We start from the raw sequence: 18,883 nt of genomic DNA, 5'->3' as shown, positions 1-18,883 counted from the left end.
ATTGTGAAAAAATAACTAATAAACAACATGTTTTTTTGTAAATGTTGTGTTAAACTTTTTTTTTAACAAAAAAAAGTGGATTTGTTAACTACCTTTGCACTCGCAAAAAGGGAAGGGGTGGTTTCCTTCCTGATTTCATATAAATTTCATAGTTTATAGTTTTTTGGTTAGTTAATAGCATAAAAACTCAGTCATTATTTGACTGAGTTTTTTTGTTTTGATATATTTGGAACAAAATTTGCTAATAGAGTCAATAAACAGACAAATTAAGTGATGAAAAAACTATTCTTATTCTTTGTGTTGATTATAACAGTAAGCTTTGATTCTCCTCAGGAAGATGCTTACGGAGTGGGTGAGTGGTTCAAATTCAGGATACACTATGGAATAGTCAATGCCGGTTATGCCACGCTGGAAGTAAAAGAGGCCATTTTAAACAACAAAAAAACGTTTCATGTTGTTGGTAAAGGATACACCACGGGGATGTCTCGTTTTTTCTTTAAAGTAGATGATTTATACGAAAGCTACATTGATAAGGAAACAGGAAATCCGTACCAGTTTGTTCGAAAAATTGATGAAGGCGGCTATACTAAAAATCAAGAAGGGTTTTTTGACCAATCTACAAACAGAGTTGTTGTAAAAGATTATAAACATAAAACCGAAAAAACACTTTACATTCCAAAAAATACTCAGGATATTCTATCGGCCTTTTATTATTTAAGAAACTATCCTAGTATCGATAAATTAAAAATTGGAGAATCAGTGGCAATCGATATGTTTTTTGATGATGAAACTACTAAATTCAAGCTAAAGTTTATTGGACGAGAAAATATTACCACTAAATTTGGCGTTGTTTCAGCTATGATTTTTAGACCTTTGGTACAATCAGGACGCGTTTTCAAAGAGAAAGAAAGTCTTACTGTCTGGATTTCGGACGATGACAATAAAGTACCGCTGAGGATAAAAGCCAGTCTGGCAGTAGGGTCAATCAAGGCAGATATTGAGGGATACAGAGGATTGAAAAATCCTTTTAAAACAAAAAAATAATGAGTACTAAAGACAATTCAGAAGCTATTTTAAAAGAAATTGAGCTTAAATATGATGCGATAAATCAAAAAACAGAAACACAGCTCGAAGGAGTATTATGGTCTAAGCCAATCACCTATTGGGATTATATTCAGACAGATGCCCTGTTGAATCTTCAAATTCAGAGAACGACGCTTCCGGACGAAATGGTTTTTATCATGTATCACCAGGTTAATGAATTGATATTTAAAATGATTCTCTGGGAGATGCGGCAAATTTCCTATTGTGAAAGCATTAATACAGTATTTTTCACGGAACGATTAATGCGAATCAGCCGTTATTTTGACATGTTAACCACCTCTTTTGATATTATGGGAAATGGAATGGAAGTGGAGCAATACATGAAATTTAGAAATACACTAACTCCGGCCAGCGGCTTTCAAAGTGCGCAATACCGCTTGATAGAATTTTCATCAACAGACCTAATAAATCTGATTGATTACCGTTATAGAGATACCATTGACCGGAATACAACGTATGAGTTTGCACTGGAACATTTGTATTGGCAAGCAGCCGGAAAAGAGTATCACAGCGGTAAAAAATCATTTTTACTGGAGGAGTTTGAAAAAAAATATAAGAAGGAATTCTTAGCCCACATGGAGGAATACAACACCATTAATATTTGGCAAAAATTCAAACAATTACCGGAATCAGATCAAAAAAATCCAGAACTAATTCAAGCCATGCGTCATTATGACCATACGGTAAATATTACTTGGGTAATGCAACACCTTAATACAGCAAAAAAATATATTGATCAAAGTGGAAAAGGCGATGGAGAAGCTACTGGCGGGAGTGACTGGAAAAAATACATGCATCCAAAATATCAAAGAAGAATTTTCTTCCCGGAATTATGGAGTAGCCACGAATTAGAAAATTGGGGAGTAGAAATGTAGATTGAATAAAAAAAAACAAGATTTGAAACAAATATTTATAATTATAATAGCACTTTTTTCTTTAGTATCATGTAATAAAATGAAGGAAGTTGTGCCGGAAAAAGTAGTGAAACTTGTTCCTAAAAAGAGTGAGTTTGGGTTTGTTCTTGCTGATTTTAATATCGTTAATGATACTATAGAAAGGGGAGATACTTTTGGAACTATTATTCAAAATCAGAATATTGGGGAACGAAAAGTATATGATATTATTGCTAAAGTGAGAGATTCGTTTGATGTAAGAAGTATTAGAATCAACAGGCCTTTTACGTTGTTGAGGTCCAAGGATAAAAAACATAATTTACAGGCTTTTATTTATCAACCCGATGCGCTGAGTTATTACGTGATTGATATGCGGGACACAGCGGTAGTTGTTTATAAAAAAACCAAACCAATTACAATTAGGCGACGCACCATTGGTGGAGTTTTGAAAGAATCATTGTCGGAAACTTTAGACAATGCTAAGATTGAAGGGGCTCTAGCGAATAAAATAGCTAAAATTTACGCCTATTCAATTGATTTCATGAAACTCAAAAAAGGAGATCGTTTTGCGATAACGTTTACAGAGCGCTTTATAAATGATTCCGTTTATGACGGAGTCGAAGAACTGGAAGCTTCTTTTTTTGAATACGGAGGAAAAATTATTTACGCGTTTCCTTTTGCGCAGAACCCCAATTCAGATAAAATTCAATATTATAATGAAGAAGGGAAAACACTAAAAAATTTCTTTCTTAAGTCTCCAATAAAATTCAGTAGAATTTCGTCAAGATTTTCAAACAGTAGATTTCATCCGGTTCAGCACAGATGGAAAGCACATAAAGGAACGGATTATGCGGCGCCTCATGGCACACCTATAACCACTACGGCAAGCGGCGTTGTGGAGCAAAGTGGTTTTACTGCCGGAAACGGGAATTTTGTAAAAGTTAAACATAACGGGACCTACTCGACACAATATTTGCACATGTCAAAAATACTCGTGAGACGCGGACAACGGGTCAGTCAGGGACAGGTTATCGGTTTAGTAGGAAGCACAGGTTTGGCAACAGGGCCACATGTTTGTTATCGATTTTGGAAAAACGGAAGACAAGTAGATGCATTAAGACTTAAATTGCCTAGTGGTGAGCCGATGAATGGCGCTAATAAAAGTCGGTTTTTGACACAAATAACGCCCTTGAAATTCGAACTGGATAGTGTGGCTAACCTGTAAATAACATTTGTAAAATCATCACAATTTTTTTCAAAAAAGACGAGTTGCTTAGTGTTAGTCCCAAAAAACACTGAAATCTTGTTATATTACTATAGTTTAATATAATGCAAAACCATTTTTCATTAAAACTAATTTCACTATTTTTACCCTATTAAAATAATACTACAAAATACACAATAAATGGCTTTAAATACCACAAATCCAACCGAAACAAGCGCTTGGAAAAAACTTGAAAAGCATTACAGCGAAATGCAAAAAGCGTCGATTCAGGAATTATTTCAATTGGACGAATCCAGAACAAAAAAATTCAATTTGAAATGGAATGATTTTTTAATTGATTATTCAAAAAATATTATTAATCAAGAAACACTTCAGTTGTTATTACAACTAGCAGATGAAGTAGGACTTAAAAGTGCTATTGCTGATTATTTTAATGGTGCAATAATTAATCAAACCGAAAATAGAGCAGTACTTCACACCGCATTGCGTGCCAAAAAATCAGCAATAATAAATGTTGATGGAAGTAATGTACTTACTGAAATTAATGAAGTAAAAAGTAAAATTAAATTATTTACCAATGAAGTAATTTCCGGCAAAAGAACAGGTTTTACAGGGAAACCGTTCACGGATGTGGTCAATATAGGCATTGGAGGCTCGGATTTAGGGCCTGTTATGGTTGTTGAGGCATTGCAATTTTATAAAAATCATTTAAATGTTCATTTTGTTTCTAATGTGGATGGGGATCATGTAAATGAAATCATAAAAAAACTAAATCCAGAAACAACGCTTTTTGTGGTTGTTTCCAAAACATTTACAACTCAAGAAACATTAACCAACTCTGAAACCATCAGAAAATGGTTTTTAAAATCGGCTACTCAAGAAGATGTGGCCAAGCATTTTGTTGCCGTTTCTACCAATATTCAAAAAGTAACAGCGTTTGGGATAAACCCAGACAACGTATTCCCTATGTGGGATTGGGTTGGAGGGAGATTCTCTTTGTGGAGTGCCGTTGGACTTACGATAAGTTTAGCCGTTGGGTACGATAATTTTGACGGCTTGCTAAAAGGAGCCAATGAGATGGACGAGCATTTCAAAACTGCCGATTTTGACCAAAACATGCCGGTTACGTTAGCGTTATTGAGTATTTGGTACAACAATTTTTTTGGTGCCGAAAGTGAAGCTTTGATTCCGTACACGCAATACTTACAAAAATTAGCACCCTACTTGCAACAAGGAACAATGGAAAGCAATGGTAAAAGTGTGGGTCGGGACGGGAAACCGGTCAATTACCAAACGGGGACGATCATTTGGGGAGAGCCAGGAACGAATGCGCAACATGCCTTTTTTCAGTTAATTCACCAAGGGACAAAACTGATACCTGCAGATTTTATTGGATTTGTAACTCCTCTATACGGCGACAATGATCATCATGATAAACTAATGTCTAACTTTTTTGCACAAACAGAAGCATTAATGCATGGGAAATCAGAAGAACAAGTACAAGCTGAATTTGATACACAAGGAATTTCAGCTGATAAAGCAAAATTCCTTTTGCCATTTAAAGTTTTTACAGGTAACAAGCCTACAAACACTATTTTAATCCAAAAACTGACACCCGAAACCTTGGGTTCTTTGATAGCCTTGTATGAGCACAAGATTTTTGTACAAGGAGTGATCTGGAATATTTTTAGTTTTGACCAGTGGGGAGTTGAATTAGGAAAACAATTGGCAAATTCTATCTTGGAAGAAATTAATACAAAAACGGTTCAAACACATGACGGATCTACCACTTTTTTATTGAATCATTTTTTGAAGAATAAATAGGAGCAAATAAGCTACTGATTTTTATGATCGTATCAATTTTCATTTAAGGTTGATTACTGCTCTGTTTTTGATGGAGGTATAAAACACTAAAAGCCTTGATTTTAGCTAATTCAGGGCTTTTTAGTATTTAAGTAATTCTGGCAGAGTACTTTTTTTAAATTTGTGTTATTTTTTTTAGTATTTGCAATTGGTAATTTGGTGTGGATAATTTAATATAAAATGATTTTAATTGAATAATTTCTTTTTTTTTAATTAAAAAAAGCGAGATTATTGGTTTGAGATAAAAATTCTGTTTAAAAGAAACGATATTCTTAACGTTATGTTAACTTATTAAAGCAAAAATGTTATATTTTTGCCAAATATTAATAAACTAGACAATATGAAAAAATTTTTAAAGTTGTTTTTTGCATTAGCGTTATTATTTTGCGCTAATCCTAACCTTTACGCACAGGGAAATACAAATTCCTCTGTAAGCGGAAATGTTTATGATAACGATTCTCAAACTTTACCAGGGGCATCTATTCTTGCAGTACATACTCCTTCAGGTTCCCGTTACACTGCATCTACAGATGGGACTGGTAATTTTAGTATTTCAAACATGAGAGTAGGGGGACCTTACAAAATTACTATCACTTATGTAGGTTTCAGAAACCATGAAGAAAACGAAATTTATCTTCAATTAGGAGAAAATAAAACCTTTAAAATTGCTTTGGCTGAAGAGTCAAATCAATTGAAAGAAGTAGTAGTTAGAAGCGCAAGAGACAATACGTTTAATTCTCAAAGAACAGGAGCGCAAACAGTAATTAATTCTGATAAAATCAATTCATTACCTTCCTTATCCAGAAATATTTCTGATTTTGCACGATTAACACCTCAAGCTCAAATAAGGGGAGATGATCAATTATCTATTGGTGGTCAAAATAACAGATTCAATGCGATTTACATCGATGGAGCTGTAAGTAATGATGTTTTCGGGCTAGCTGCTAATGGAACTAACGGAGGACAAACAGGTGTAAGTCCAATCTCTGTGGATGCAATTGAGCAATTTCAAGTAAGTGTAGCTCCCTATGATGTGAAACTTTCAGGTTTTGCTGGTGGAGCAATTAGTGCAATTACTAAGTCAGGAACCAATGATTTTGAAGGATCTGCCTATTTTTTCAATAGAGATGAGTCTATTTCTGCTAAAACGCCCCCTTCATTGGCAGGTGCAAACGGAAGACAAAAGTTAGCTGATTTTTCTGCGCAAACGTACGGAGTTCGTGCAGGTGGATCAATTGTAAAAGACAAATTGTTTTATTTTATCAATTATGAAAAACAAAACAATGAGACACCACAACCGTTTGAATTTGGCACTTATACAGGAAGTTCTACATTAGCAAATATAGCGGCCTTAACTGCAAAATTAGCAGGTTTTGGATATGATCCAGGTTCTTATAATAATAATGTCAGAACACTTAAGAGTGATAAAATTATTGCTAAGTTAGACTGGAACATCAGTGACAATCATAAATTATCTTTGAAACATAGTATTGTTGATGCGGAGAATTTCGCTCCAAGTCGCTCCTCTGCAACTGCAATTAGTTTTATCAACGGAAGCCAATTGTTCAATTCAAGAACAACTTCAACAGCCTTAGAATTAAATTCAAGATTTAGTAACAAATTCTCTAATAACCTTGTTGTAGCTTACACTAAAGTGGTTGATGATAGAGACGCTTCAGGCAGTCCGTTTCCTACAGTGCAAATTAGAGATGGTGCTGGTAATATTTTCTTTGGTGCTGAAGCCTTTTCAACAGCGAACTTGTTAGACCAACAAACATTGACAATTTCTGATAATTTCGAGATAAATCTTGGAAGAAATAAAATCACGATTGGGACACATAATGAATTTTCACAATCTAAAAACGTATTCTTTGGTAACAATTTTGGTGCCTATCGGTACGATAATTTAGCTGATTTCTTGGGAGATAAAAGACCAAATAGATTTTTATTAAACTATTCTTTAATCGGTGGTAGTGGAGATGAGTCATTAGGAGCAGCTGAGTTTGGAACAAAACAATTTGGTTTGTATGTTCAAAATGACATGAGATTGACTGAAAATTTCAAACTTTCTTACGGAGTAAGAGTTGATATGCCAGTATGGGAAGATGGTTTAGTAAATAATGATTTTAATGTTAGAACGGTTGGTTTATTACAAGCAGCCGGTAAAAACTTGAAAGATGCCAGAGTAGGTCAAGGGATATCTAATTATGCTCATTTTGCACCGCGTTTGGGTTTTAATTATGATGTAAACGGTGCCAAATTGACTCAAATTAGAGGTGGATTTGGAGTATTTACTTCTAGATTACCGCTAGTATGGCCAGGTGGAACATACAATAATAATGGAGTTACTCAAGGTGCAATTCAAATTACAGGAACAACTAATACTCAAATGCCAGTATTTAACCCTAATCCAAGTGTTGATAGTCAAATAGCGCCGCTTCCTGCGTCTTTTCCTAGACCGGGTTCGGGTAGTAGAGGTGGTAACATTGATATTTTTGCAAAAGATTTTAAATTACCACAGGTGTTTAAAGCAAGTTTTGCAGTAGATCAAAAATTACCATTAGGCTTCGTATTTACATCTGAAATTACTTATAATGACAATATCAGTGCTATAAAGTATGAAAATTTGAATGTCAAAGCATCGACAAGTAATTTAACTGGAGCAGATACAAGACCTACTTATAACGCAAACAATAGAGTGGACAGCAAGTATTTAGGGATCTATTTAGCCTCTAATACAGATGAAGGAAAAGCTTATAATGTGTCTTTCACGTTAACTAAAAACTTTAGATCACCATTTATTGACGGTAATATTTCTGGTACGTATTCTTATGGTAAGTCTACCGTTCTATTGGATGCAACCTCATCTCAAAACAGTTCTCAGTGGAATAATACTGAAACCGTTAATGGAGCTAACTTCCCAACCTTGTCAAGATCTGATTTTGATCAAGGCGTAAGAATTATTTCAAATGGGAACGTTACTCTAAAATGGAGTAAATTCACAAAATCAAGAATCGGTTTCTTCTACGAAGGGGCACAAGGAACTCCAATTAGTTATGTTTATAATGATTTTGGAAATTTGTTAAAAGATACATTCTCTAATTCAGCATTGATTTATGTTCCTGCTGCAAGATCTGAAATTAATTTAGTTAGCACAACTAATGGTTTGACTGCTGATCAACAATGGGATGCACTTAGTGCTTTCATTGAAGGAAATGAGTATTTAAGAAGCAGAAAAGGTGGATATGCGGAGCGTAACGGAGATCGTTTAAAAACGACTCATGTTGTCGATTTGAAATTTGCTCAAGAATTTACTATCAATGTAGGGAATAAGAAACACACTTTAGAATTCACTGCTGATATTTTCAACTTTACCAATCTTTTAAATAAAAATTGGGGTAAACGATATTTCACTAGCTTCGACCAAGTGCAATTGCTTCAACAAGTTGGATTCCTAGCTAATGGTACTACACCAACTTTTAGATATAACCCTGCTGTAGGGAATAATGTTAACCAAGTTGATGATGTAGGTCTTAACTCATCAAGATGGCAAATGCAGACTGGTGTTCGTTATACGTTCAACTAGTTTAGCAAAAAATAAAAAAACCCTCATTTCAATTTGGAATGAGGGTTTTTTTATGACAAAAAAATACTTTTGTAGCTTTTTATAAAGAACAAACAGGAACAAGATAAAATCAAAACTATGGTTTTGTTCTAAAAAACATAAAAAATGTTTGCAGTCAAAAAAAATGTTTTAAAGTACAATATTCTTAACACTATGTTAACTTTTTAGGAAATTAATGTTATAGTTTTGCCAAACTTAATAAACTAAACAAAAAAAACAAAAATGAAAAAAATTATTTTTATTTTGATTATTTTTCTATCAGTTATAGCGCATTCGCAGGTTACTAGTTCTGCTATGTCTGGTACTGTTAAATCAAATGCTGGAGAGACTCTTCCGGGAGCTTCAGTTGAGGTTGTCCACATGCCTACAGGCACAAAGTATTTCTCTACCACAAGTGCTAATGGAGGCTATGCGGTTCAGGGACTTAGACCAGGTGGTCCGTACACCGTAAAAGTGACTTATGTGGGTTACAAAACAACTCAAATTACAGAAATTAATGCTCCTTTGGGGAATAATCTAACTGTAAATATTGTTGTAGAAGAAGAATCAAATGCTTTGAATGAAGTAATTGTTTCTACTAAATCAAAAGGGACTTTCAATAAAGGAAGAACTGGAGCATCTCAACAATTTTCTAACAGAGAAATCACAGCTGTGCCAGTAACAGGAGCACGTTCCATAAATGCTATTACCAAGTACAATGCCAATGCAGGTAGTAACGGTACTTTTGGTGGACAGGATTCAAGATTAAACAATTTTACTATTGACGGATCGGTATTCAATAATGGTTTTGGTTTAGGTAGTGATTCACAAGCAGGAGGAAGAACCGGTTCTACAGCTATCTCTTTAGATGCTATTGAACAATTACAGGTAAATATTGCTCCTTATGATGTACGTCAATCTGGGTTTTTAGGTTCTGGAATCAATGCGGTTACCAAAAGTGGAACCAATGAAGTGGAAGGATCAATATACAATTCATTCCGAAGCAACAAAAAAGACTTCATAGGAAGTAAAGCAGGAGAAAGAACAGTAGTGCCTGGAAAATTTGAAGAAAAAATTTGGGGTGCCAGAATTGGAGCACCAATCATTAAAGATAAATTATTTTTCTTTGGGAATGTTGAAACTATAGAGAACATTAGTCCGGCTACTACTTGGACATCTACAGGTTCGCCACAGGCAGGAGGTCAGGTTTCAGCACCTACTTTTACTGAAATGCAAACACTTTCTACTTTCTTACAAGATAAATTTAATTACACAACTGGACCTTGGGAAAACTATGATTCCGAAAGAATTTCCAAAAAATTCCTAGCCAGACTGGACTGGAATATCAATGAGAATCATCAATTGACAGCTCGTTATGTATTCCACGATTCAAGTTCTGACGAATTAACGTCTAACTCTTTTTCACTAGGGAATGGTAATAGAAGAACAAGCCCTCTTGCAATGTCCTTCAAAAATAGCGGATACGTTATTCAAGATAACACTAGATCAGCAGTTTTAGAATTAAACAGTAAATTAAGTAATTCTTGGCACAATAACTTCATAGCAGGTTACGATAAACAAATTGAAGATAGAGCATTACAAGGCGGTGGTTTGTTTCCAACAATCGATATCAAGAATGGATCAAACACTTATATATCAGCTGGTTTAGATCCATTTACACAGGGAAATAAACTTTCCTATTCTACTTTGCATTTTACTAATAATTTGACCAAAACGATAGGTAAACATTCATTATTGTTCGGTACTAACTTTGAGTATTTCAAATCAAGTAACTTGTTCTTCTCAGGTTCAAATGGTGTTTATATCTTTAACTCATTAACTGATTTTTATGCGGCCGCTAATCAATCTGCAAACACAGGAGGGGCGCCATCAACAACTGCACTTCCTGCACGTTTCCAATTTAGATATTCTGCATTGCCGGGAGCTCAAGAACCATTACAAATATTTAAGTCTAATAAATTAGATTTATATACTCAAGACGAAATGAAACTGAGTGACAGATTCAAATTAACAGTAGGATTACGTGCCTCAGCAGTATGGTTTGCTGATACAGCACTTGAAAATCCTGCAGTTACTGCTTTAACTTTCGGACAAGGAGAAAGATTTAATACTGGCGAAATGCCTGAAACTCAGTATTTGTTGGAGCCAAGAGTTGGTTTTAACTTAGACTTAAATGGCGATGCAACGACGCAACTTCGTGGAGGTAGTGGTGTTTTTACAGGAAGAGCACCTTCAGTTTATTTATCTAATGCAATTGGTAATAATGGAGTGCTTACAGGTTTTGTTGATGTAAGTGGCACTGCATTGGCTTCTGGTGGGTATGGTTTTACTCCAAACCCAAATGATTATTTTATTCCGGATACCCCAACGCTTCCTACTACTTTTGAATTGGCTTTCACCGATAAAAAATTTAAGTTTCCGCAAGTTTGGAAAACTAATATAGCGGTTGATCAAAAACTTCCTTTTGGTTTTGTAGGTACAGTAGAAGGGATTTTTCAAAGAAATATTAATGCGATACATTATTATAATGCTAATTTTGATGCGCCAGTTGGAACTTTCAGCGGTCCGGATAACAGACCAAGATATGCTCGTACCGATGCAGGTGTTCGTGTTAATGATAATGTTTCCAGTGCCGTTGTTTTAACAAACACGGACAAAGGATATTTTTATTCTTCAACCTTTAAATTAGAGTATCCATACAAAAAAGGGCTATGGGGATCGTTTGCATACACGTATTCAAGTGCTAATGATTTGTTATCTCCGGGTTCTATTGCTTCTGGTTCGTGGACGGGCGCTAGATCTGTAAATGGAAATAACGACTTACCTTTAGCATTGTCTAACAATAATACACCACATAGATTAGTTGGTATTTTAGGATACAAAATTGAATACGGTAAAAATGTAGGGGCGGCAACTTCAATCAATTTAGGATACATTGGAGAACAATCCGGACCGTTTTCCTATTCTTACGGGGGTGATATGAATGGTGACAGAGTAAATAACAATGACTTGATTTATGTCCCTAAAAATGCAAATGAAATTCGTTTTCAATCACTTTCAGTAACAAATGGGACTGTGACAACAGTCTACACTGAAGCGCAACAACAACAAGCTTACGAATCCTATATCAATCAAGATGATTACCTTTCTACTAGAAGAGGGCAGTATGCAGAGAGAAATGGAGGAGTTTTACCTATGCTACATAGATTAGATTTATCAGCAACTCAAGATTTTTATATTACAATTGCGGGTAAAAAGAATAATTTTCAATTCAGAGCTGATATCCTGAACTTTACTAATTTCATTAATAAAGATTGGGGAGTTACACAACGAGTTACAAATACAAATGTTTTGAACTACAGAACAACGACTACGAATGTTCCTTTTTATCAATTAGCGACTCAAGTAGAAGCTAACGGAACTCGAGTTTTAATAAAAGACACTTTTCAAAAAAATGCTTCAACTTTTGATGTTTGGCAAGCACAATTTACACTTAGATACATTTTTGGTAAGTAGGAGTAATTTAAGTGTTTGAATATTTAAAACCACGTTGAAAAACGTGGTTTTTTTATGCCTTTTTTGCTTATATTTGTTAAAACAAAAATATTATTTATGGAGGATTTTATTCAAAAATTTCATTCTGGCTGGGCTTATCTCGCACTTTTAGTTTTAGTGGTGGCTGTGGTTAATTCTTTGATAGGGATGTTTTCTAAAAAAGAATTTACTTCCAAAGACAGAAAGATAGCGCTGTTTGGCTTAATAGCAATACACACTCAATTAGTAGTAGGTGTACTTTTATACTTTGTGTCTCCCAATGGTTTGAATATGATAAAAGCCGTTGGAATGGGTGGGCTGACAACGGAAAGCCGATTGTTGGCTTTAGAACATCCTTTGATCAATATAATAGCAATTGTCTTGATTACTATTGGGTGGTCAAAACACAAAAAAGCAACTACAAGCGAATCTAAATTTAAAACATTTTCTATTTTTTATGGTTTAGGATTAGTGCTTATTTTAAGCCGAATCCCATGGAAAATATGGTTTTAAAAAAAACCGTGAAAGCTCTAGAAATAGAGCTTTTTTTATCTAGGTATGGTTTTTGTAAAATAGATTTAACTAAAAAAGACATAAATGAAAAAATCAATAACATTATTTTTTTTGTTGGCAATAATCACTTTAGCCAGTAGCCAAAGTTCCATCTCTGAAAGACAAAAAGCCACCATACAAAAAGCCACCATACAAAAAGCCACCATACAAAAAGACAGCATCAAAAAAAGTCGAACCGCAATGGAGCTGGAAGAAAAAAAAATAGACTCATTGATCTCTTCTTTAGGAAAATTTAAAATCTACAAAAAAGCCGCTCACGCATCCTATTACGCAGATAAATTCAATGGCAGAAGAACGACCAGCGGTACAAAATTTGACAATAATAAATATACCGCCGCCCACAAAAAACTGCCCTTTGGTACCAAAGTCAAAGTGACCAATGAAAAAAACGGGAAGTTCGTAATTGTAGAAATTACAGATAGAGGCCCATTTGTCAAGTCTAGAGAGATTGATCTTTCTAAACGAGCATTTATGGATATTGCAGCTAATAAAAACAGCGGAGGGCTGCAGGTAACTATAGCCGTAATGAGTAATTAGATTACCAGTTTCTAAAAGGCGAAGTGCTCAAATAAGAATTGTAATAGCGGGAGTCTCCGGTGACTTCCTTGTCCAGCCAAGCTGGTTTTTCAAAAAATTCTTCTTCAGAGTTTAATTCAATTTCTGCCACAACCAGTCCTTGATTTTCACCATGAAATTCATCTACTTCAAAAATATGAGAGCCCACTTTTATTTCAAAACGAGTTTTATCAATAGCTCCCTTTTCACACAAAAGCAGTAATTTTTCAGCGTCACTAATGGAAATTTCTTTTTCCCACTCAAAACGGGACAGTCCGGAGGTATTAGAAATCCCCTTTATCGTCAGAAACCCCTTTTTTCCTTTTATTCGTACCCGTACCGTTCGCGCTGGCGCGGAACTCAAATAGCCCTGCGCAATATGATTTTGAGTAAAAGCAGATTCTTTATAGGAATCATCTTTGACTAAAAATTTTCTTTCTATTTCTATCATTTCAAGCGGAATTTGTTATTTTTTGTTATTTATTTTTTCAGTTTACTTGGCTTGTATCCAGATATTCATTTCAATTGTTACTCATAAATCTTTTTTCAATTTGTAAAAAACAGTTTTTTTCAATCGACGATTTTTCATTGCTATTTGGGCTGATACCAGCAACCAAAGGTATTAAATATTTTGCTTTTGTTCCGTTTTTATCTCGTTGATAAAAGCGGGGGTTACGCTAGTTTGCTGTTTTTTATGTTCCAATTCGGTGTGTCGATTACCGATAATAGGAAGGAAATTTTGCGAATAGGTCTTTTTGTGCGTCCTTGAGCAATAATTTCAGGGATTTGTTAATGAAAAATGATCAGTCTGTTCGTATTTTTACAAAAATTAAACAAAGTTGATAAAACCATTTTTTAAAAGAAAACACAAGCCAACTCCAGTGGGAGTGCTAACTGAATTTTTTGGGGAAGCAGAGTCTTGGCGTGATACAGAAGACAACCTGGAGCCTTTAGTGGAGTTAATTCGGTTGATTCGGCCTTTGCAAACAAAAAAATTGGCAACCGTGGATTTGCAGGATATTATTACTTTTTTGAAAGAAAATTATTCTTGTCGGAAACAACTTTCCCTTTATCTCAAAGAAATTCTCAAAGACATTAAGTTTAATAAAATCCTCACAGACGCAGCTATTTTACAAGATGTAGATTTTCTTTTTGAAGTCAAAAAAAGAATCTTTGCTAAGATATTGCCTTATCAACCTCAAAAAGACACTTTAGAATACATTTTCAATCAGGTTTTTTACCTAGCCAATGATGGGATTTGGGTAAATAAAATTCCAGTGGAGCAATTAGAGGAATTATACAGCCTTTTAAAATTCAAATCTATTTATGAAAATGTAGCACCTCACTCCGTTTTATCAGAAATACTTGTTGCAATGCATCTTATTACACAACGCATCAGCGGTCGTGCCATGGAAACGGATGTGATTAAAATGGTACCTGAATTTGATGATTTTGAAAGTCCTTTTTCAGCTTTTGAAAAGGAATTGTTTCAAATAGAAGATCAAGTCCGGAGTTCTGAAAATCATTTCATCACTATAGATGATTTATCTTATTCCCAATTGATGGTTTTGCATAAGCAATGCGAAGAATTTGTGGACAGAGCCTTTCATAATAGTTCTAAATATGGCATTTCACTTCGGGTAAACCAGAATTTACTAAAAATCAGACAGCAATTAGAGCGGCTTAAATTTTTAATTCCGTTGCTGATCGTTGAAAAAGAGAGTGATAAAAAAAACAATGGAATTATTTTAGCCTTACGTTTGATAAAATTCAATTGCTACAAGAACAATGTTAGGAAATTCATAGCCGAAAGTACGCAATTAATCTCCTATGAAATTACTCAGCACACGGCTAAAACAGGGGAACATTATATCACAGAAAGTCGCAAAGAATATTTTAAAATGTTCCGTACCGCCCTAGGTGGAGGGTTTATTGTAGGTATATTATGTGTCATTAAGGTTTTGCTTGCTAGCGCTGACACTAGTTTTTTTGGGCATGCTTTTCTTTATAGTATGAATTATGCTTTTGGATTTATTGCTATTTATCTTCTGGGGTTTACTTTAGCTACAAAACAGCCAGCGATGACCGCCGCGGCCTTGATAAAAGCTCTAGAAAAAGGAGTTGCAAAACAAGGGAAGGAGGCGGAAAAATATGAAGCTTTTGCCATTCTTTTTGCACGTGTTTTCAGGTCCCAGTTTATTGCATTTTTGGGGAATGTAATTATGGCTTTTCCAGTTTCATTGCTTGGAATTTGGGCTATTGATTACTTATTCCATTATAATATTGCTGCAACTAAATGGGAAACGTTACTTATAGACATTAGTCCCATTCATTCATTAGCTATTTTTCATGCGGCAATAGCAGGATTTTTTCTGTTTTTATCTGGAATTATTTCGGGAAGTATTGCCAATAGGGATAAGCATAATCAGGTTTTTTTCCGAATAACGGAACACCCTATGTTGAAAAGAAGCTTAGGAAAAGTACGTACTTTAAAATTAGCCAAGCTTTACGAAAAAAGAGGAGCTGGAATTATTTCTAATTTTTGGTTTGGCGTTTTTATGGGAAGTACGGCTTCCGTTGGCTTGTTTTTAGGGTTAAATCTAGATATTAGACACATCACTTTTGTAAGTGGCAATCTTGCCTTAGGAGTGTATGGAGCAAATTATCAAGTAAGCAATACTATGTTGTTTTGGGGCATTTTTGGGATTGGAGTTATTGGGTTAGTGAATTTTACAGTCAGTTTTAGCCTTTCGTTGGGATTGGCGCTCCGCTCCAGGGCTATTTCTTTGTTTGAATTGCGATTTATTGCTGCTTCTATCTGGAATCATTTTAAATCCAGACCCATTAGTTTCTTTTTTCCAACGGAAAACAAAAAAAAATCAAAAGTAGTCGTCAATTATTTGAGTTCAGACGGTAAGAATTAATCAGAATGCTAGGTTTACTTGGAAGAAATCGAAGGGGAGTATTCAATTAGAAAATTATGCATGGATTCATTCCCAGAAAGAAAAATTATTCACGTTGACATGGATGCTTTCTACGCCTCTGTGGAGCAATTGGACAATCCATTGTTGCGGGGAAAACCCATTGCAGTGGGAGGTTCAGAGAATCGAGGAGTTGTCGCTGCAGCAAGTTATGAGGCTAGGAAATTTGGCGTAAGGAGTGCCATAAGTGGCGTTATGGCTAAAAAAAACTGCCCAGAACTTATTTTTGTTACACCGAGATTTGATCGGTACAAAGAAATATCAAAAAAAATTCACAAGATTTTTTATGAATATACGGATCTAGTAGAGCCACTCTCACTCGATGAGGCGTATTTAGATGTCACTACAAATAAAAAAGGAAATCCTAGCGCCACTTTATTGGCACAGGAAATAAGACAACGCATTTTTAATGAAGTAGGTTTGACAGCTTCGGCAGGGATTTCAGTTAATAAATTTGTCGCTAAAATCGCAAGTGATTATAATAAACCCGACGGGCAGAAAACAGTCGATCCAAATGAAGTGATTGCATTTTTGGAAGAATTAGCCATTCACAAATTTCATGGGGTTGGAAAAGTAACCACCGAGAAAATGTACCAATTAGGGATTTTTACGGGAGTAGAATTAAAAAGTAAATCATTGGAGTTTCTGGAGAGACATTTTGGAAAATCAGGACATTTTTACTACAACGTAGTTAGGGGAATTCATAATAGTGAGGTTAAATCCAATCGAATCACAAAATCAGTAGCGGCAGAACATACTTTTGACATCAACCTTTCTTCAGAAATTTTCATGATGGAGCAACTGGATCCTATTGCAAGTGCCTTAGAAAGAAGATTAAAAAAACAAACTATAGCTGGAAAAACAATCACTTTGAAAATTAAATACAGTGATTTTACCCAACAAACCCGCAGTAAAACCTTGCCTTATTTTATATCTGGCAAAGGACTGATTCTAGAGGTTGTGAAAGAACTTTTGTACCAAGAGCGCATGAAGGATTCCGTTCGTTTGCTGGGGATTTCTCTAAGCAATTTGAATACAGAGCAGAAAAAATTTGTTGTGGTGCAGCTGAAATTTGATTTCTAATGGAGAATGAAGGAGTTCAACAATGGTTAAAATCTGAAATTTGTAATTTTATCTTTGTGAATAAAATTACATTTGGTTCATTAAATTATATGTTATGAGCAATTTTAAAGAATATGAAGACGCTATTGCGATGTATCACAGCGCTTTAAGTATTAAGACGGTTCCTGTTTGTTCTTGGGATTTTCATAATGAATTTTTGAGTTCAGTCAAGAATGTTTTTTTGGATTTAAACAAGCTAAACTCAATTGCTTTGCAAAATAAATGGTCAAAGAATGATTGGGATCTCAATAGTAGCCTGAAAGAAGAGGTTGTTATTGTTACGGATGTAAAATTGAATATTATATTTGCTTCACACAACATGAAAAAAATGAACGGCTATGCAGAATCCGAAGTTTTGGGAAAAAGCCCTAAGATTTTTCAAGGGAAAGCAACGAGCAAGAGTACTTCAAGTGAAATTCGTACGGCAATAGTAGAGCAGAAACCTTTTGAAAAAACAGTGTTGAATTATAAAAAAAATGGGACTATTTATGTTTGTTTCATAAAAGGGTTTCCTATTTTCAACAATAAAGGGCTTTTAAGTCATTACATTGCTTTTGAGAAAGCAGCATAAAAAGAGTGACTCTTTTACACTTTAAAAGGTTCACTCTTTTTTATACAGCTATTAGCACGATTAGTTTTTACTGTTTAATTTTGAGAGCAATCTTAAAAATTCAATATACAGCCAAACAAGGGTGATCATTAACCCCATGGCACCATACCATTCCATGTATTTTGGCATTTTTTGTTCAGCTCCTTTTTCGATGCGGTCAAAATCCAAAAACAGATTTAAAGCAGCAATCACAATTACAAAAACACTGATTCCAATACTCATCCATGAGCCGCCATAATGCACGGGCACAAAACTGGTGAACATTGAAAATACCCAAGATATAAGATAATACGTGGCAATAGCCAATGTTGCAGCCACAACTACCGATTTGAATTGTTCTGTTACCTTCACAATTTTATATTTATATAATCCCAGACAAATCATGAAGGTTACAAATGTAGCTCCTACGGCCTGAATGACAATTCCAGGATACATTGCTTCAAATATTGCTGAAATTCCACCAATAAATAAGCCCTCAAAAAGTGCGTAACCAGGAGCTAAATAGGGGGAGTATTGAGGTTTAAACGCTGAAATTACGACTAGAATAAGCCCAACTACTGCACCGCCAATTGCCGGGACCATTGGGTTCATCCCATTAAAGGTCAACCACCATATTACTATAGCCGAAGCAGTAAGTAGTAAAAATAAAATCAAACTTTTATTTATGGTTCCTGACAAGGTCATCTCGTCATTATAATCAAGAATTGTGGTTTGATGTACTTGATCATTTTTTGAAACTGCAGTAGAAAAAGTTTTAGTATTTAAAAATGGATTTTTAGAATTAAAATTCATAATTGT

General features: G+C 34.8%; 13 protein-coding genes. 11 read left to right on the top strand and 2 right to left on the bottom strand.

The window, feature by feature from the left end:
- The first annotated feature begins 273 nt into the window (after positions 1-273).
- The 8 genes from EKL96_RS01505 to EKL96_RS01470 all read left to right on the top strand — a co-directional run bounded on the left by EKL96_RS01505 (position 274) and on the right by EKL96_RS01470 (position 13,354).
- Positions 274-1,044 (top strand): DUF3108 domain-containing protein, encoded by a 771-nt coding sequence (locus EKL96_RS01505; RefSeq protein ID WP_126457632.1) that lies wholly within the window; start codon positions 274-276, stop codon positions 1,042-1,044.
- Positions 1,044-1,979, top strand: a complete 936-nt coding sequence (locus EKL96_RS01500; RefSeq protein ID WP_126457631.1) for a tryptophan 2,3-dioxygenase family protein — start codon at positions 1,044-1,046, stop codon at positions 1,977-1,979. Before EKL96_RS01505 ends, EKL96_RS01500 begins: the two co-directional genes overlap by 1 nt.
- Before the next feature lie 22 nt (positions 1,980-2,001).
- Complete coding sequence (locus tag EKL96_RS01495) at positions 2,002-3,222, top strand: peptidoglycan DD-metalloendopeptidase family protein (protein WP_126457630.1); 1,221 nt, start codon at positions 2,002-2,004, stop codon at positions 3,220-3,222.
- Between the two features lie 180 nt (positions 3,223-3,402).
- On the top strand, positions 3,403-5,046 hold the full coding sequence (gene pgi, locus EKL96_RS01490) for a glucose-6-phosphate isomerase (protein WP_126457629.1): 1,644 nt from the start codon (positions 3,403-3,405) through the stop codon (positions 5,044-5,046).
- A 379-nt stretch (positions 5,047-5,425) separates the two neighbouring features.
- Positions 5,426-8,671, top strand: a complete 3,246-nt coding sequence (locus tag EKL96_RS01485; RefSeq protein ID WP_126457628.1) for a carboxypeptidase regulatory-like domain-containing protein — start codon at positions 5,426-5,428, stop codon at positions 8,669-8,671.
- Positions 8,672-8,932: 261 nt separating this feature from the next.
- Positions 8,933-12,226 (top strand): TonB-dependent receptor, encoded by a 3,294-nt coding sequence (locus EKL96_RS01480; RefSeq protein WP_126457627.1) that lies wholly within the window; start codon positions 8,933-8,935, stop codon positions 12,224-12,226.
- Between the two features lie 96 nt (positions 12,227-12,322).
- Positions 12,323-12,757: a hypothetical protein gene (locus EKL96_RS01475; protein ID WP_126457626.1), complete on the top strand. Its 435-nt coding sequence runs from the start codon at positions 12,323-12,325 to the stop codon at positions 12,755-12,757.
- A gap of 84 nt (positions 12,758-12,841) precedes the next feature.
- Entirely contained in the window at positions 12,842-13,354 is a 513-nt protein-coding gene (locus EKL96_RS01470) for a septal ring lytic transglycosylase RlpA family protein (protein WP_126457625.1), read from the top strand.
- A gap of 1 nt (position 13,355) precedes the next feature.
- Here EKL96_RS01470 and EKL96_RS01465 read toward each other — a convergent pair whose 3' ends face one another.
- Positions 13,356-13,823 carry a CYTH domain-containing protein gene (locus EKL96_RS01465; protein ID WP_126457624.1) on the bottom strand — a complete coding sequence of 156 codons (468 nt, stop codon included), beginning with the start codon at positions 13,821-13,823 and terminating at the stop codon, positions 13,356-13,358.
- 388 nt (positions 13,824-14,211) lie between these two features.
- On the opposite strand from EKL96_RS01465, the gene EKL96_RS01460 reads away from it, so the two are divergent.
- The 3 genes from EKL96_RS01460 (at position 14,212) to EKL96_RS01450 (ending at position 18,046) form a co-directional block, all read left to right on the top strand.
- Positions 14,212-16,296, top strand: coding sequence for a site-specific recombinase (locus tag EKL96_RS01460; protein WP_233579247.1), 2,085 nt, complete (start codon positions 14,212-14,214; stop codon positions 16,294-16,296).
- Positions 16,297-16,356: 60 nt separating this feature from the next.
- Positions 16,357-17,436, top strand: a complete 1,080-nt coding sequence (dinB, locus tag EKL96_RS01455; protein ID WP_126457623.1) for a DNA polymerase IV — start codon at positions 16,357-16,359, stop codon at positions 17,434-17,436.
- Between the two features lie 94 nt (positions 17,437-17,530).
- Positions 17,531-18,046 carry a PAS domain-containing protein gene (locus EKL96_RS01450; protein WP_126457622.1) on the top strand — a complete coding sequence of 172 codons (516 nt, stop codon included), beginning with the start codon at positions 17,531-17,533 and terminating at the stop codon, positions 18,044-18,046.
- Positions 18,047-18,106: 60 nt separating this feature from the next.
- Here the strand turns inward: EKL96_RS01450 and EKL96_RS01445 are convergent, their stop codons facing one another.
- Positions 18,107-18,877, bottom strand: coding sequence for a Bax inhibitor-1/YccA family protein (locus EKL96_RS01445; RefSeq protein ID WP_126457621.1), 771 nt, complete (start codon positions 18,875-18,877; stop codon positions 18,107-18,109).
- Between the last annotated feature and the right edge of the window lie 6 nt (positions 18,878-18,883).

The sequence above is a fragment of the Flavobacterium sp. LS1R10 genome (assembly GCF_003968825.1).
GTDB lineage: Bacteria > Bacteroidota > Bacteroidia > Flavobacteriales > Flavobacteriaceae > Flavobacterium.
Note: the sequence above shows the minus strand (reverse complement) of the source record. Positions and strands in the feature narration are given on the sequence as shown.

What these genes read in the sequence shown, in the direction of transcription:
- pgi (WP_126457629.1), top strand. Translation starts at nt 3,403, where the DNA reads ATGGCTTTAAATACCACAAATCCAACCGAAACAAGCGCTTGGAAAAAA.
- EKL96_RS01505 (WP_126457632.1), top strand. Translation starts at nt 274, where the DNA reads ATGAAAAAACTATTCTTATTCTTTGTGTTGATTATAACAGTAAGCTTT.
- EKL96_RS01500 (WP_126457631.1), top strand. Translation starts at nt 1,044, where the DNA reads ATGAGTACTAAAGACAATTCAGAAGCTATTTTAAAAGAAATTGAGCTT.
- dinB (WP_126457623.1), top strand. Translation starts at nt 16,357, where the DNA reads ATGGATTCATTCCCAGAAAGAAAAATTATTCACGTTGACATGGATGCT.
- EKL96_RS01450 (WP_126457622.1), top strand. Translation starts at nt 17,531, where the DNA reads ATGAGCAATTTTAAAGAATATGAAGACGCTATTGCGATGTATCACAGC.
- EKL96_RS01445 (WP_126457621.1), bottom strand. Translation starts at nt 18,877, where the DNA reads ATGAATTTTAATTCTAAAAATCCATTTTTAAATACTAAAACTTTTTCT.
- EKL96_RS01470 (WP_126457625.1), top strand. Translation starts at nt 12,842, where the DNA reads ATGAAAAAATCAATAACATTATTTTTTTTGTTGGCAATAATCACTTTA.
- EKL96_RS01465 (WP_126457624.1), bottom strand. Translation starts at nt 13,823, where the DNA reads ATGATAGAAATAGAAAGAAAATTTTTAGTCAAAGATGATTCCTATAAA.
- EKL96_RS01485 (WP_126457628.1), top strand. Translation starts at nt 5,426, where the DNA reads ATGAAAAAATTTTTAAAGTTGTTTTTTGCATTAGCGTTATTATTTTGC.
- EKL96_RS01480 (WP_126457627.1), top strand. Translation starts at nt 8,933, where the DNA reads ATGAAAAAAATTATTTTTATTTTGATTATTTTTCTATCAGTTATAGCG.
- EKL96_RS01475 (WP_126457626.1), top strand. Translation starts at nt 12,323, where the DNA reads ATGGAGGATTTTATTCAAAAATTTCATTCTGGCTGGGCTTATCTCGCA.